At 58.9% G+C, this 15,142-nt stretch carries 13 protein-coding genes; 7 read left to right on the top strand and 6 right to left on the bottom strand.

The features are described from left to right. Positions 1 to 13: 13 nt before the first annotated feature. From ssuB to ssuE, 5 genes are read right to left on the bottom strand one after another with little or no spacing between them, the layout of a single operon-like run. On the bottom strand, positions 14 to 781 hold the full coding sequence (gene ssuB / locus BJP61_RS14270; RefSeq protein ID WP_171998587.1) for an aliphatic sulfonates ABC transporter ATP-binding protein: 768 nt from the start codon (positions 779 to 781) through the stop codon (positions 14 to 16). Beyond that, the gene (ssuC, locus tag BJP61_RS14265; protein ID WP_161579326.1) at positions 778 to 1,569 is read right to left on the bottom strand and encodes an aliphatic sulfonate ABC transporter permease SsuC; all 792 of its coding nucleotides are present in this window, start codon (positions 1,567 to 1,569) and stop codon (positions 778 to 780) included. The genes ssuB and ssuC overlap by 4 nt, the downstream gene beginning before the upstream one ends. Positions 1,570 to 1,578: 9 nt before the next feature. Next, a complete protein-coding gene (gene ssuD / locus BJP61_RS14260) occupies positions 1,579 to 2,724 on the bottom strand; it encodes an FMNH2-dependent alkanesulfonate monooxygenase (protein WP_075193854.1) in 1,146 nt (381 codons plus the stop codon). Continuing rightward, positions 2,721 to 3,692 (bottom strand): sulfonate ABC transporter substrate-binding protein, encoded by a 972-nt coding sequence (locus BJP61_RS14255; RefSeq protein WP_171998586.1) that lies wholly within the window; start codon positions 3,690 to 3,692, stop codon positions 2,721 to 2,723. Before BJP61_RS14255 ends, ssuD begins: the two co-directional genes overlap by 4 nt. Continuing rightward, positions 3,685 to 4,260: an NADPH-dependent FMN reductase gene (ssuE, locus tag BJP61_RS14250; protein WP_171998585.1), complete on the bottom strand. Its 576-nt coding sequence runs from the start codon at positions 4,258 to 4,260 to the stop codon at positions 3,685 to 3,687. Before ssuE ends, BJP61_RS14255 begins: the two co-directional genes overlap by 8 nt. A gap of 248 nt (positions 4,261 to 4,508) precedes the next feature. Here ssuE and pyrD point away from each other — a divergent pair, with 248 nt between their 5' ends. Both pyrD and BJP61_RS14240 read left to right on the top strand, forming a co-directional pair. Next, positions 4,509 to 5,519, top strand: coding sequence for a quinone-dependent dihydroorotate dehydrogenase (gene pyrD, locus BJP61_RS14245; RefSeq protein ID WP_171998584.1), 1,011 nt, complete (start codon positions 4,509 to 4,511; stop codon positions 5,517 to 5,519). A 165-nt stretch (positions 5,520 to 5,684) separates the two neighbouring features. Next, positions 5,685 to 6,227, top strand: coding sequence for a cell division protein ZapC (locus tag BJP61_RS14240; RefSeq protein WP_171999339.1), 543 nt, complete (start codon positions 5,685 to 5,687; stop codon positions 6,225 to 6,227). Here the strand turns inward: BJP61_RS14240 and BJP61_RS14235 are convergent. Further along, positions 6,224 to 7,330, bottom strand: coding sequence for a YcbX family protein (locus BJP61_RS14235; RefSeq protein WP_171998583.1), 1,107 nt, complete (start codon positions 7,328 to 7,330; stop codon positions 6,224 to 6,226). The two genes, BJP61_RS14240 and BJP61_RS14235, sit on opposite strands and share 4 nt — an antisense overlap. Positions 7,331 to 7,432: 102 nt before the next feature. On the opposite strand from BJP61_RS14235, the gene rlmKL reads away from it, so the two are divergent. From rlmKL to pqiC, 5 genes are read left to right on the top strand one after another with little or no spacing between them, the layout of a single operon-like run. After that, positions 7,433 to 9,550 (top strand): bifunctional 23S rRNA (guanine(2069)-N(7))-methyltransferase RlmK/23S rRNA (guanine(2445)-N(2))-methyltransferase RlmL, encoded by a 2,118-nt coding sequence (gene rlmKL, locus BJP61_RS14230; protein WP_161581773.1) that lies wholly within the window; start codon positions 7,433 to 7,435, stop codon positions 9,548 to 9,550. Between the two features lie 6 nt (positions 9,551 to 9,556). Continuing rightward, on the top strand, positions 9,557 to 11,461 hold the full coding sequence (locus tag BJP61_RS14225) for an ABC transporter ATP-binding protein (RefSeq protein WP_171998582.1): 1,905 nt from the start codon (positions 9,557 to 9,559) through the stop codon (positions 11,459 to 11,461). 16 nt (positions 11,462 to 11,477) lie between these two features. Then, positions 11,478 to 12,746: a membrane integrity-associated transporter subunit PqiA gene (gene pqiA, locus BJP61_RS14220; RefSeq protein ID WP_038863767.1), complete on the top strand. Its 1,269-nt coding sequence runs from the start codon at positions 11,478 to 11,480 to the stop codon at positions 12,744 to 12,746. Then, positions 12,736 to 14,376 carry an intermembrane transport protein PqiB gene (gene pqiB / locus BJP61_RS14215; RefSeq protein WP_038863765.1) on the top strand — a complete coding sequence of 547 codons (1,641 nt, stop codon included), beginning with the start codon at positions 12,736 to 12,738 and terminating at the stop codon, positions 14,374 to 14,376. Before pqiA ends, pqiB begins: the two co-directional genes overlap by 11 nt. After that, positions 14,373 to 14,936: a membrane integrity-associated transporter subunit PqiC gene (gene pqiC, locus BJP61_RS14210; RefSeq protein ID WP_038863763.1), complete on the top strand. Its 564-nt coding sequence runs from the start codon at positions 14,373 to 14,375 to the stop codon at positions 14,934 to 14,936. The genes pqiB and pqiC overlap by 4 nt, the downstream gene beginning before the upstream one ends. Positions 14,937 to 15,142 lie beyond the last annotated feature (206 nt).

Below are 15,142 nucleotides of genomic sequence, written 5' to 3'. Positions count from 1 at the left end.
TTTCCTGACCCTGTTATCCCGCTTTAACCACCCGTATGGGCGCAGGCGTTTTACGCATCACCCGATCCAGCACCTCGGCTTCCAGCTCCGCGAGACGCGGCGTGCCGTGGCGGCGCGGGTGCGGCAAATCCACCGTCAGGTCAAGCCCGATTTTTCCTTCTTCAATTAATAACACCCGCTCCGCCATCGCCACCGCTTCGCTCACGTCATGCGTCACCAGCAACACCGTAAACCCATGCTCGCGCCACAGCGACACAATCAGCGCCTGCATCTCAAGACGCGTCAGGGCGTCCAGCGCGCCAAGCGGTTCGTCGAGCAGCAGCAGGCCGGGGCGATGGATTAACGCGCGCGCCAGCGCCACGCGCTGCTTCTGGCCGCCCGACAGCGCAGCAGGCCAGTCGCCTGCGCGGTCGGCCAGCCCCACTTCGTCCAGTACCTGGCGCGCCGCAGGCTGCCAGTCGCCCTTCAGCCCCAGCCCGACATTGTCGAGCACTTTTTTCCACGGCAGCAGGCGCGCATCCTGAAACATCATTCGGGTGTCGTCCTGGGCTTCGCAAAGCGGCGCGTTGCCCGCGCGAAGCGCCCCGGCACTGGGTGTTTCGAGCCCGGCGAGCAGACGCAACAGCGTGCTCTTGCCGCCGCCGCTGCGCCCGACCACCGCCACAAACTGCCCGGCGGGAATATGGAGGTCCAGCCCGTTAAGAATGGTTTTTGCGCCGTAGCGTTTGGTTACGCCTTCCAGCAGCAGCGGGGTACCCTGGTTAAGTCGTGCGGTCGTCATGCGTTCGCCTCCTTAAGCTGATAAGCGGGGTGCCAGCGCAGCCAGATACGTTCCAGCGCACGGGCGCTGAGATCCGCAAGCTTGCCGAGCAGGGCGTAGAGAATAATGGCCACCACCACGACGTCGGTTTGCAAAAATTCACGTGCGTTCATCGCGAGATAGCCGATGCCGGAGTTCGCCGAAATGGTTTCCGCCACGATAAGCGTCAGCCACATCAGCCCGAGCGCGAAGCGCACGCCAACCATCATCGAGGGCAGAGCGCCTGGCAAAATCACCTGCCGGAACAGGCTGAATCCGGAAAGCCCGTAGCTGCGCGCCATTTCCAGCAGTCCGCTGTCGATATTGCGAATGCCATGCCAGGTGTTGATGTAAATCGGAAACAGCGTGCCGAGCGCCACCAGGAAAATTTTGGCGCTTTCGTCGATGCCGAACCACAAAATCACCAGTGGGATCAGCGCCAGATGCGGCACGTTGCGCAGCATCTGGATCGAGCTGTCGAGCAGCCGTTCGCCCCAGCGCGACAGCCCGCTGATAAGCCCAAGCGTCAGGCCAATCAGCCCGCCGATGGAAAATCCCACCAGCGCGCGCCAGCTGCTGATCGCCAGATGCTGCCAGAGCTCGCCGCTGGCGGTCAGCCGCCAGAAGGTCTCTGCCACGCTTTCCGGTGACGGCAGAATGCGCGTGGAGAGCCAGCCTGCCTGAGAGGCGAACTGCCAGACGACGAGCACGCCCACGGGCAGCGCCCACGGCGCGGCGCGCTGGAGCCATTTTTGCGAAGCGCTTGCCATGCGGCCTCCTTAACTCTGCGCCACCCGGCGCGGAATAAACTCATTCGCCACCGCCTCGCCCTGCGCGGCCAGCGCGCGCGGTTGCGGCACGTCAGGAATAGCGACATCCAGGTGCGGGAACAGCAGTTCGCCCACCCGATACGCCTCTTCCAGATGCGGGTAACCGGAAAGAATAAAGCTGTCGATACCGAGCGCCGCATATTCATTAATTCGCGCCGCGACCGTCGGGCCGTCGCCCACCAGCGCTGTGCCTGCGCCGCCGCGGACCAGACCTACGCCTGCCCACAGATTGGGGCTGATTTCCAGCCGGTCGCGACGCCCGCCGTGCAGCGCGGCCATCCGCTGCTGGCCGACGGAATCCTGACGCGCGAACGCCGCCTGCGCTTTGGCGATCGTCTCGTCGTCGAGATGGGCGATCAACCGGTCGGCGGCCTGCCAGGCTTCTTCCGTAGTTTCGCGGACAATAACATGCAGGCGAATGCCAAAGCGCACCGTGCGCCCGTGGGCCGCGGCTTTGGCGCGTACCTGGGCGATTTTCTCTTTTACCTGTTCCGGCGGCTCGCCCCAGGTCAGGTAGAGATCGACCTGTTCGGCGGCCAGATCCTGCGCTACGTCCGACGATCCGCCAAAATAGAGCGGCGGGCGCGGTTGTTGCACCGGCGGGAACAGCAGTTGCGCGCCGCGCACCTTGATATGCTTGCCGTCAAAATCGACTTTTTCGCCTTCCAGCAGACGGCGCCAGACGCGGGTAAATTCCGCTGATGCCTCGTAACGGGCGGTGTGATCGAGGAAAACGCCATCGCCCGCCAGCTCCTGTGGGTCGCTACCGGTCACCAGGTTAAACAGCGCGCGGCCGTTCGAAAGCCGGTCGAGCGTTGCCGCCTGGCGCGCTGCTACGGTCGGCGACACCACTGACGGGCGCAACGCCACCAGAAATTTGAGCCGCTGGGTTACCGGGATCATGGACGCGGCGACCAGCCAGGCGTCCTCGCACGAGCGCCCGGTCGGGATCAGCACGCCGGTAAATCCGAGGCGGTCGGCGGCCTGCGCGATTTGTTGCAGATAACCGTGATCGACCGGGCGGGCGCCTGCGTCGCTGCCGAGATAGTGGCCGTCGCCGTGGGTCGGTAAAAACCAGAACAGATTCAGACTCATGATTTCTCTCCTTCGGTTGCGCCGGTCCAGATGCGGCTGCGGATATCGACTTTTTTCGGTACCAGATGATTGTCATAAAACAGATCCGCAGTGTGCTGCTGGCGCGCGGCGGTCTCTTCGTTGACGGGCGTGATGCGGGTCGGCGGGCGGTGATCGAAATAGCGCTCAATCACCGGCACGGGCAGGCCGATGCTCTGCGCAAACAGCTTCACGCTCTCTGCGCGCTGGCTGCGGGTGAGTGCGTCCGCCTCGCTGAAGCTGTCCAGCACACCGGACAGGAACGCGCCATATTTCTGCGCGTACGGGCGGGAGGCGAGATAGAACGAGCCGGTGAGGTCAAGATCGGTGCCGTCGGTCAGCACCCGCACGCCGCCCTGAATCAGCGCCGCGGAGTAGTACGGGTCCCAGATGGCCCAGGCGTCGACGTTGCCCTGCGTGAAGGCGGCGCGCGCATCCGCGGGCGTCAGATAGACCGGCTGGATATCCTGAAAGCTCAGCCCGGCTTTTTGCAGCGCGCGCAGCAGCAGGTTGTGGGAGCTGGAGCCTTTCTGGAAGGCGACCTTATGGTCTTTTAAGTCGGCGACACTTTTAATCGTACTGTTTTCAGCCACCAGCAGTACTTCGGCTTTCGGTTTTGGCGGCTCGCTGCCGATATACACCAGATCCGCGCCGGCTGCCTGCGCGAATATCGGCGGAATATCGCCGGTACTGCCGAGATCGATACTGCCCACGTTTAACGCCTCCAGCAGCTGCGGGCCCGCCGGGAATTCAACCCAGCTGATTTTGGTATGCGGATAACGTTTTTCCAGCAGCTGATGGCTTTTCGCCAGCACCATGCTCACGGAGCCTTTCTGATACCCGATGCGTAGCGCCTCGGGCTGCGGCGCGGCGGCGCTGGCGCCTGCGGCGAAGAGCGTGAAGCTTACTGCCAGCAGCGGCGCGGCGTGACGGCGCAAAAGATTAAGCATGTAACGTTCTCCTTGTGAAGTGCGGCGCAGAGGGCGCCTGATGACGGCGCGTCAGCGCCTGCCTGAAAGTGTCCAGCGCCTCGTCAAGACGCGTTTGCAGCAGCGGCGAAAAGCGCGGCTGGTGATGGTAATCGAGCACCTGGCTGTCGTCGGCGAAGACGCCGTGCAGGATCTCCTGCGCTTTGAGGGCGTTCAGCACCGGCTTAAGGGCGTAGTCGAGCGCCAGCAGATGGCCGACCGAACCGCCTGTCGCGACGGGCAGCACCACTTTTTTCTCAAGCGCCCGTTCGGGCAGGAGATCGAGCAGCGTTTTCAGCGCGCCGGAAAAGGACGCTTTATAAATGGGTGTTGCGATAATCACGCCGTCCACCTGCTGTAGCTGTTCAATAAGCGTGAGCAGCGCGGGGCTGTCAAAACGGGCGTAAAGGAGATCGTCGGCGGCGAAATTCTGGATATGCCAGTGGCAAACCTCAACATCAAGCCGGGTCAGTTCGCCTGCGAGATAAGAGAGCAGGGCGCTGGAGCGTGACGGAAAACGTGGACTTCCCGCCAGAGTAATAACCCGCATACCACCTCCTTATAACCAAAAGTAAGTTTTCAGTTAACATTAATAACAATATGAGAGGATAGTGGCAGAGGGGCGCGCGGCGAGAAACTAAAAATTTCGGCGATACTTTGCCGAAAAACGCATAATCAGCGCGGCGGGAAGAAAACGTTTGCCTGTGCCGGTCTTTTTTGCCGCAGGTCAATTCCCTTTGTGAAGCGGATCGCAGATAATAGCGCCCCGGTTTGCATACCGGGAATCCAGGAGAGTTCATGTACTACCCCTTCGTTCGAAAAGCCCTGTTTCAGCTCGACCCCGAGCGCGCTCACGAATTTACCTTCCAGCAAATGCGCCGTATTACGGGCACGCCTCTTGAGGCGCTGATGCGCCAGAACGTGCCGGCGAAACCGGTCACCTGTATGGGGCTGACGTTTAAAAACCCGCTGGGGCTTGCCGCAGGCCTTGATAAAAACGGCGAGTGCATCGATGTGCTCGGCGCGCTGGGTTTCGGCTCGGTCGAAATCGGCACCGTAACGCCGCGTCCGCAGCCGGGCAACGACAAGCCGCGTATCTTCCGTCTGGTGGAGGCGGAGGGGCTGATTAACCGCATGGGCTTTAATAATCCCGGCGTGGATAACCTGGTGGAGAATGTTAAAAGAGCGCACTTTGACGGCGTGCTCGGCATTAATATCGGCAAAAATAAAGACACGCCGGTGGAGCAGGGGAAAGATGACTATCTGATCTGCATGGAAAAGGTGTTTCCTTATGCGGGTTACATCGCCATTAATATCTCTTCACCGAATACCCCCGGTCTGCGTTCGCTGCAATATGGCGATGCGCTGGACGATCTGCTCGGCGCGATTAAAGCGCAGCAGCAGCAGCTTTCGCAAAAGCATCATAAATATGTGCCGGTTGCGGTAAAGATCGCGCCGGATCTTTCCATTGAAGAATTGATCCAGGTCGCCGACAGCCTGGTACGGCATAATATCGACGGGGTAATAGCCACCAATACCACGCTCGATCGTACTCTCGTGCAGGGCATGAAACATTGCGATGAAACCGGCGGATTAAGCGGGCGTCCTCTGCAATTAAAAAGCACAGAAATCATTCGCCTGTTAAATCAGGAGCTGCAAGGACGCCTGCCCATTATCGGCGTCGGCGGGATTGATTCTGTTATCGCCGCGCGTGAAAAAATGGCGGCTGGCGCTTCGCTTATTCAGATCTATTCCGGTTTTATTTTTAAAGGCCCGCCGCTCGTCAAAGAAATTGTGACCCACCTTTAAGCATTTCCTTATCCAGGACGACCAGGGCTTTATTTTCAGCCCTGGTTGTTTTATATTCCGCGGTTGTTGCTAATTTAAACGTCATAGTCTTAGATTAATGAGGGAATAAACGAAGCGGCAAAATAAAGGAAATATTTTTAGTTTCAGAGCGGTAGGGGGATGACAATGCGTATAAAGCCGGACGACAACTGGCGCTGGTATTATGATAATGAGCACGACCGGATGATGCTCGATCTGGCCAACGGCATGCTGTTTCGCTCGCGTTTCGCCCGCAAAATGCTCACACCAGACGCGTTCGATCCTTCCAGATTCTGCGTCGATGACGCCGCGCTCTGGTTTTCCTTCGATGAAAAATGCCGTGAATTGCCTCTCGCCGCTGAGCAGCGCGCCGAACTGGTGCTGAACGCGCTGGTCGCCATCCGTTTCCTCAAACCCCAGATGCCGAAAAGCTGGCACTTTTTAGCGCATGACGAAGAGTGGCTGCCTGGCTGTGGCGATGCGGCCTGCGTATGGCTGAGCGACAGCGGTGAGGCGGTGAGCCTGCTGGTGGTGGAGCCGGGCGATAACGCCACGCTCTGCCTGCTGGCGCAGCCAGTGTTGACGCTCGCAGGCCGCGCAATGCAGTTAGGGGACGCGATTAAAATCATGAACGACAGGCTCAAACCGCTGGCGTGTGCGCCGCAGTTGAGCCTTGATCAGGCTGTTTAACGAGCGAGCCGCACCGCGCCCGCCGGCACGCAACTACAGCTTAAGAAGGTGCCGTCATCGCCCAGCGCGCTCTGCTTAAGCGGCGTCACCTGACCTTCCAGCAGCGTTACGCGACAGCTGCCGCAGATCCCGGCGCGGCAGGAGTACGGCACCCGGATCCCTTGCTGCTCCAGTTGCTCCAGCACGACCTGCTGGTTATTGCCATCAAAGCGCTTGCCTTCCCATTCTATCGACACCTGCGCCGCCGCGGCAGTGGCCGGTGCCACGCGCTCTTCCACATCGCCTGCGCCATACGGGCGTGCCGGGCCGGTCGCCAGCACTTCCACGCAATCGCCCGCGCGAATGACGCCGCGGTTGCGGGCAATCAGATTCTGACCGAAATCGACATCCCCGTTATCAAGCGCCGTGCGGAATTTTTGCAGCGTCGCCAGCGGCTCGCCGCTCGGATGCTTGCGTCCCCGCTCGGGGCTGATGGTCGTAAAAATACAGCGGCTGCACGGTTTGGCGACGTCAAAAACGACCTCGCCGATGCGAATGACTTTCCAGGTATCTTCCGCCCAGGCGTCAACACCAGTCACCACCAGATTGGGGCGAAACTGATTCATGGCGACGCCTGCCGGACAGCGCTTTTGCAAATCGCGCAAAGAGGCTTCATTGGCGAGCAGGTACGGGTAGCCGTCGGCGAAACCGAGCGGTACTTCCGGATGACGCTTTACGCGGCGTGTGAGCGACGGGCCGACCCAGCGCAGCTGGACGTCACGACCAAAAAAGCCGCTCAGCCACTGGTTTATAGCGTCCGGCGCGATAAGCGCGGTGAAATGGTTGCCCCAGACTTCGGTGGGCGCGGCCACGGGCAGGAAATCGGCGAAGCGAATGGCGCTGCTGCTGCCATCCGGCGCGGTAAGATGCAGGCCATCCGGCAGCAGGGCAGGCGTAAAGCGCACCATTTGCGGAAACTGGCGCGCGGTAATAAAGGTGCCATCCGTTTCCGTCACCATAAACGCGCGATCAAACGCCAGACCGCTGACGTCTGCCAGCGCGTGAGAGACCTGCAATCCACGCATTGATTTCACCGGATGAATAAAAAGCTGTGATAAAACCATGGCGTGAGCCCTCCCGGCATAAGAAATAGAAGGGCAACTTTATGACATGCGTGGCGGATTGGCTATAATGCGCCACAATTTTCTTTTTACTGAAGTGACGATATGAATGCTTTGTTTGCCAGTACGGCGCGTGGGCTCGAAGAGCTGTTAAAAACTGAACTGGAAAACCTGGGCGCGCAGGAGTGCCAGGTGGTTCAGGGTGGCGTGCATTTTCAGGGCGATGCGGCTCTGGTTTATCAAAGCCTGATGTGGAGCCGCCTGGCGTCGCGTATTCTTCTGCCGCTCGGCGAATGCGCGGTCTACAGCGACCTGGACCTCTATCTGGGCGTTCAGGCTATCGACTGGACGAGCATTTTCGCGCCCGACGCCACGTTCGCCGTTCATTTCAGCGGTCTTAACGACACCATTCGCAACAGCCAGTACGGCGCAATGAAAGTTAAAGACGCGATTGTTGACGCTTTCACCCGTAAAAACCTGCCGCGCCCGAGCGTTGATCGCGAGCTGCCGGATCTGCGCATTAACGTCTGGCTGAATAAAGACACCGCCAGCATTGCCATCGATCTTAGCGGCGAAGGCCTGCACCAGCGCGGCTATCGCGATCGCACCGGACAGGCACCCATAAAAGAAAACCTGGCGGCGGCCATTGTGATGCGCTCTGGCTGGGAAGCCGGCACGCCGCTGCTCGACCCGATGTGCGGCTCCGGCACGCTGTTGATTGAGGCGGCGATGATCGCGACCGATCGTGCGCCGGGCCTGCATCGCACTCACTGGGGCTTTAACGGTTGGGCGCAGCATGACGAAACTGTATGGAAAGCGGTGAAAACCGAAGCGCAGGTACGCGCCCGTCGTGGTCTCAGCGAATATGGTTCTCGCTTCTACGGCTCCGACAACGATCCGCGCGTGATTGAACGCGCCCGCACCAACGCCCGTCGCGCGGGCCTTGCCGACATCATTACGTTCTCGGCGCAGGATGTGGCGCAACTGACTAATCCGCTGCCAGAAGGCCCCACCGGCACCGTTATCAGCAACCCGCCATACGGCGAGCGACTGGAGAGTGAACCGGCGTTGATCGCGCTGCACAGCCTGCTGGGCCGCATTATGAAAAACCAGTTTGGCGGCTGGAATCTGTCGCTGTTTAGCGCCTCGCCGGAACTGTTGAGCTGCCTGCAACTGCGCGCCGATCGCCAGTTCAAAGCCAAAAACGGCCCGCTGGACTGCGTGCAGAAAAACTATCGTCTGGCGCCGACCCAGCCGGGCGCGGCTCCGGCGCAGGTGGCGGAAGATTACGCTAATCGCCTGCGTAAAAATCTGAAGAAGCTGGAGAAGTGGGCGAAACAGGAAGGCATCGAGTGTTATCGCCTGTATGATGCCGACCTGCCGGATTACAACGTCGCGGTGGACCGCTACGCAGACTGGATTGTGATTCAGGAATATGCGCCGCCAAAAACGATTGAGCCGGAAAAAGCCCGTCAGCGCCTTTTTGACGTGATTGCAGCCACCCTTTCTGTGCTGGGCCTCGCGCCTAACAAACTGGTGCTGAAAACCCGCGAGCGTCAGAAAGGTAAAAATCAGTATGAAAAACTGGCCCAGAAGGGCGAGTTTATGGAAGTCAACGAGTTTAACGCACGGCTGCTGGTGAACCTGACGGATTATCTCGACACCGGCCTGTTTCTCGATCACCGTATCGCGCGCCGTATGCTCGGCCAGATGAGCAAAGGAAAAGATTTCCTCAACCTCTTTTCCTACACCGGCAGCGCCAGCGTACATGCAGGTCTCGGCGGCGCGCGCTCTACCACTACGGTGGATATGTCGCGCACCTATCTGGAATGGGCTGAGCGCAATTTGCGTCTCAACGGGTTGAGCGGTCGCGCGCATCGCCTGATTCAGGCTGACTGCCTGAGCTGGCTTGCCGAAAGTGACGAGCAGTTCGATCTGATCTTTATCGATCCCCCGACGTTTTCGAACTCCAAACGTATGGAAGAGACGTTCGACGTGCAGCGCGATCATTTGCGTCTGATGAAAGATCTCAAACGCCTGCTGCGTCGCGACGGGACGATTATGTTTTCCAATAACAAGCGTGGGTTCAGGATGGATCACGAAGGGCTTGCGGCCCTGGGCCTGAAAGCGCAAGACATTACACAAAAAACGCTCTCTCAGGACTTCGCGCGCAACCGCCAGATCCATAATTGCTGGCTCGTAACCCACCAGACCAAGGACTAAAGAATTATGTCGTTAATCAGTATGCATGGCGCCTGGCTCTCCTTTAGCGATGCGCCGCTGCTCGATAATGCCGAACTGCATATCGAAGAAAATGAGCGCGTCTGTCTGGTCGGGCGCAACGGGGCCGGGAAATCGACCCTGATGAAAATTCTTAACCACGAACTGCCGCTGGACGATGGTCGCCTGGTCTATGAACAGGATCTGGTGGTGGCGCGTCTGCAGCAGGATCCTCCGCGCAACGTGGCCGGTAGCGTGTATGACTTCGTTGCCGAAGGCGTAGCGGAGCAGGCGGAATACCTTAAGCGCTATCACCAGATTTCGCACCTGGTGATGACTGACCCGAGCGATAAAAATCTTTCGGAGCTGGCGCGCGTTCAGGAGATGCTGGAGCATCACGACTTATGGCAGCTTGAAAACCGCATCACCGAAGTGCTGGCGCAGTTAGAGCTGGACGCGGATACGCCGCTGGCGTCGCTGTCCGGCGGCTGGCTGCGTAAAGCGGCGCTGGGGCGCGCGCTGGTGAGCGCGCCGCGTGTCCTGCTGCTCGACGAGCCGACCAACCACCTGGATATCGAAACTATCGACTGGCTGGAAACCTTCCTGAAGTCGTTCTCCGGCAGCATCGTGTTTATTTCGCACGACCGCTCCTTTATTCGCAACATGGCGACGCGCATTGTCGATCTTGACCGCGGCAAGCTGGTCTCCTATCCGGGCGATTACGATAAATATCTGGTGGCCAAAGAAGAAGCGCTGCGCGTTGAAGAACTGCAAAACGCTGAGTTCGACCGCAAGCTGGCGCAGGAAGAGGTCTGGATCCGTCAGGGCATCAAGGCGCGCCGCACCCGTAATGAAGGCCGCGTACGCGCGCTGAAGGCGATGCGTCGCGAGCGCGGCGAGCGCCGCGAAGTGATGGGCAGCGCGAAAATGCAGGTCGAAGAGGCGACCCGCTCCGGCAAAATCGTCTTTGAGCTGGAAAATGTGAATTACCGTCTCGGCGATAAAACGCTGGTGCGGGATTTCACAGCCCAGGTACAGCGCGGCGATAAAATTGCGCTGGTTGGGCCGAACGGCTGCGGGAAAACCACGCTGCTGAAACTGATGCTTGGCCAGCTTAAGGCCGACAGCGGTCGCGTGCACTGCGGCACCAAATTAGAGGTGGCGTATTTCGATCAGCACCGCGCCGAGCTGGATCCGGAACGTACCGTGATGGATAACCTCGCTGAGGGCAAACAGGAAGTGATGGTGAACGGCAAGCCGCGCCACGTGCTCGGCTACCTCCAGGACTTTCTGTTCCATCCGAAACGCGCCATGACGCCGGTACGCGCGCTTTCCGGCGGCGAGCGTAACCGCCTGCTGCTGGCCCGCCTGTTCCTGAAACCCAGCAACCTGCTGATCCTCGATGAACCGACCAACGACCTCGACGTGGAAACGCTCGAACTGCTGGAGGAGCTGATCGATGGCTATCAGGGTACGGTACTGCTGGTGAGCCACGATCGTCAGTTTGTTGATAACACCGTTACCGAATGCTGGATTTTCGAAGGCGAAGGCCGTATCGGGCAGTATGTCGGCGGTTACCATGATGCCCGCGGCCAGCAGGCGTCATCGCGCGCGATGCAGCAGCCCGCCGCGAAGAAAGCCGAAGCGGCGGCGGACGCGAAGGCAGAAACTGTCAAACGAGGCAGCAACAAACTAAGCTATAACTTGCAGCGCGAACTGGAGCAGTTGCCGGCCCGGCTGGAAACGCTGGAGGCGACGCTGGAAGCGCTGCAGGCGCAAGTCAGCGACGCGGCGTTCTTTAACCAGCCTCACGATGTTACGCAGGATGTGCTGGCGCAGCTGAGCGCCGCCGAAGCCGCGCTGGAAGAAGCGTTCGAGCGCTGGGAATACCTTGAGTCACTTAAAAACAGCTGATTATTCAGGAACCCGCATGCATGAACGTCATCATGCGGCAGAGCATATGCTCTGTCCGCAATGCGATCTTCTGGTAAAGCTCCCGGCGCTTGCGCCGGGGCAAAAAGCGCATTGTCCCCGCTGTGATACTACGCTGACCGTCGAATGGGCCGCGCCGCGTCAGCGGCCGACAGCCTATGCGCTGGCGGCGTTGTTCATGCTGTTACTCTCAAACCTCTTTCCGTTCGTTAATATGGAAGCGGCGGGCGTCAGCAGTGAGGTAACGCTGCTGGAAATCCCCCGCGTTCTGTTTAACGAAGATTATGCCAGCCTCGGCACGCTGTTCATGCTGTTCGTACAGCTGGTGCCCGCGTTCTGTCTGGTCACGATAATCCTGCTGGTCAATCGCATTGCGCTGCCGCCGCGTCTTAAAATTGCGATGGCGCGCGTACTGTTTCAGTTGCGCAGTTGGGGCATGGCGGAAATCTTCCTCGCGGGCGTGCTGGTGAGCTTTGTGAAGCTTATTGCATATGGCGATATCGGCATCGGCAGCAGTTTTATCCCGTGGTGTCTGTTCTGCGTGCTTCAGCTACGCGCGTTTCAGTGTGTGGATCGCCGCTGGCTCTGGGATGATATCGCGCCGATGCCGCTGTTAACCCAGCCGCTTAAGGTCGGTGTGGCCGGCATTCGGCAGGGGTTGCGGGCGTGCCCGTGCTGTACCGCCATTCTGTCTGGCACCGATGGCCGTTGCCCGCGCTGCCATACCGTCGGCCACGTCCGGCGCAAAAACAGTATTCAGTGGACCGTCGCGCTGTTGGTCTGCTCCATTATGCTTTATCTGCCCGCGAACCTGCTGCCCATCATGATTACCGATCTGCTGGGCGACAGAATGCCTTCCACGATTATCGCGGGCGTGATCCTCATCTGGAATGACGGCTCGTACCCGGTGGCGCTGGTGATTTTTATCGCCAGCATTATGGTGCCGACGCTTAAGATGATTGCGCTTGGCTGGCTGTGCCTGGACGCCAAAGGTTATGGGCGCCAGGAGCGAGAGCGTATGCACCTGATGTATGAAATCGTGGAATTTGTCGGCCGCTGGTCGATGATTGACGTCTTCGTGATTGCGGTACTTTCCGCGCTGGTGCGCATGGGCGCGCTGATGAATATTTACCCGGCCTGGGGAGCGGTAATGTTTGCGATGGTGGTCATTATCACCATGTTCGCCGCAATGACCTTCGACCCGCGTCTCTCCTGGGACCGTGAGCCTGATTCAAGCTATGAGGAGTTACCCGAACATGGAAAATAAACGCGGGGAAGCAAAGATTAAGAAGGTAAAGAACTGGTCGCCGGTCTGGATCTTCCCGATTATTACCGCGCTTATCGGCGCCTGGATCCTGTTTTATCACTACAGCCATCAGGGGCCGGTAGTAACGCTGATGACCACCAACGCGGAAGGCATTGAAGGCGGTAAAACCACTATCAAAAGCCGCAGCGTGGATGTCGGCGTCGTGGAGAGCGCGGTGCTGACCGACGATCTGCATCATGTCGAGATTAAAGCGCGAATGAATCCAGGCATGGAAAAACTGCTTTATGAAGATTCGGTCTTCTGGGTAGTGAAGCCGCAGATCGGCCGTGAGGGCGTGACCGGCCTCAATACGCTGCTCTCTGGCGCCTATATTGAACTGCAGCCGGGCTCGAAGGGCAGTGTGCCGGAGTCCTATAAACTGCTGGACGCGCCGCCGCTGGCGCCGCCGGATGCCAAAGGTATCCGTGTGATCCTCGACAGTAACAAAGCCGGGCAGCTTAACCCCGGCGATCCGGTGCTGTTTCGCGGTTATCGTGTCGGTTCGGTGGAAACCAGCACTTTCGACCCGCAAAAACGCACAATCAGCTACCAGCTGTTTATCAACGCGCCAAACGATCGTCTGGTGACCAGCAACGTGCGTTTCTGGAAAGATAGCGGGATCGCGGTGGATCTGAGCTCATCGGGGATGCGGGTGGAGATGGGATCGCTCAGCACGTTGTTTAGCGGCGGCGTCAGCTTTGACGTGCCGGATGGCTGGGAGCTGGGGCAGCCGGTCGCCGAGAAAACTGCGTTTACGCTCTATGATGACCAGCGCAGCATTCAGGAATCGCTCTACACCGAACATATCGATTATCTACTCTTCTTCAAAGACACCATTCGCGGCCTGCAACCGGGCGCGCCGGTGGAGTTCCGTGGTATTCGTCTGGGTACCGTCGCGCAGGTGCCGTTCTTCGTGCCCGGTCTGCGTCAGGCGGTGAACACCGATTACAGCATTCCGGTGCTGGTGCGCATTGAGCCGGAGCGTCTGGCCAACCAGATTGGCGAAGATCCTGATGTAGCGAATCACCTGCATGATCTGATGAAAAAAGGCCTGCGGGCGACACTGAAAACCGGCAATCTGGTGACCGGACAGCTGTTTGTCGATCTCGACTTCTACCCGAAAGCGCCGCCGGTGACCAAAATTGCGAGTTACAACGGTTATCCGGTGATCCCGACCGTGAGCAGCGGGCTGGCGCAAATCCAGCAGCGCCTGATGGATACGCTGGATAAGATTAACAATCTGCCGCTCAATCCGATGATCGAACAGGCGACCAACACGCTTTCGGAAAGCCAGCGCACGATGCGCCGTCTGCAAACGACGCTCGATAATCTTAACCAGCTGACCTCCAGCCAGTCAGCGCAGGAGCTGCCAGCGGATATGCAGAAAACGCTGCGTGAACTCAATCGCAGCATGCAGGGCTTCCAGCCAGGTTCTGCCGCCTATAACAAGATGGTGGCGGATATGCAGCGTCTGGATCAGGTATTGCGCGAGCTTCAGCCGGTGTTGCGTACGCTTAACGAGAAGAGCAACGCGCTGGTGTTTGAATCGAAAGAGAAAAAGGATCCGCAGCCGAAGAGGGCAAAAGAATGAAAAAATGGCTCCCGCTAGCCGCTGTTATGCTGTTGAGCGCCTGTAGCAGCACTGAGGAAACCACCTGGTATCAGCTTCCGGCGTCCACCGCGCCGGTCACACACAGCGCGCCGGCAAACAGCCAGCGCCTGCTGTGGGTGGAGCAGGTGGCGGTGCCCGATTATCTGGCGGGCAATGGTGTCGTCTATCAGACCACCGATGTGCAGTACGTGATAGCGAGCCAGAACCTGTGGGCGAGTCCGCTGGATCAACAGTTACGCAATACGCTGGTAACGAATCTCAGCGCCACGCTGCCTGGGTGGGTGGTTTCCGCTCAACCGCTCGGCGCGGAGCAGGATACGCTGAACGTCAACGTGACCGGTTTTCACGGTCGCTATGACGGGCGAGTGATTGTCAGCGGCGAGTGGCTGCTTAAGCATAAAGGTCAGCTTATTAAGCGGCCTTTCTACACTGAACTTAAGCAGCAGCAGGATGGCTATGACGCGATGGTGAAAACGCTCGCGCAAGCGTGGCAGCAGCAGGCGAAAACCATAGCGGATGAGCTGGCGCGCCAGCCATAAAAAATTTGAATGACCCTAAAAAGCCGTCGTCTTCTGCTTAAAGAGGGCGGCGGCTTTCTCTTTTATGCCAGTCAGATAACCTCACTGCACCCTCATTTTTTGTATAAAATTTATCCAAACTAGCTCACAAATATGACATTGGCGTGAATTTTGCGCATTGACGCGCCCGATATTTGCAGGTATTCGTAAAGTGTGATTGCGCAAAA

It is taken from the genome of Cronobacter sp. JZ38, from assembly GCF_008932145.1.
GTDB classification, from domain to species: domain Bacteria; phylum Pseudomonadota; class Gammaproteobacteria; order Enterobacterales; family Enterobacteriaceae; genus Cronobacter; species Cronobacter muytjensii.
Note: the sequence above shows the minus strand (reverse complement) of the source record. Positions and strands in the feature narration are given on the sequence as shown.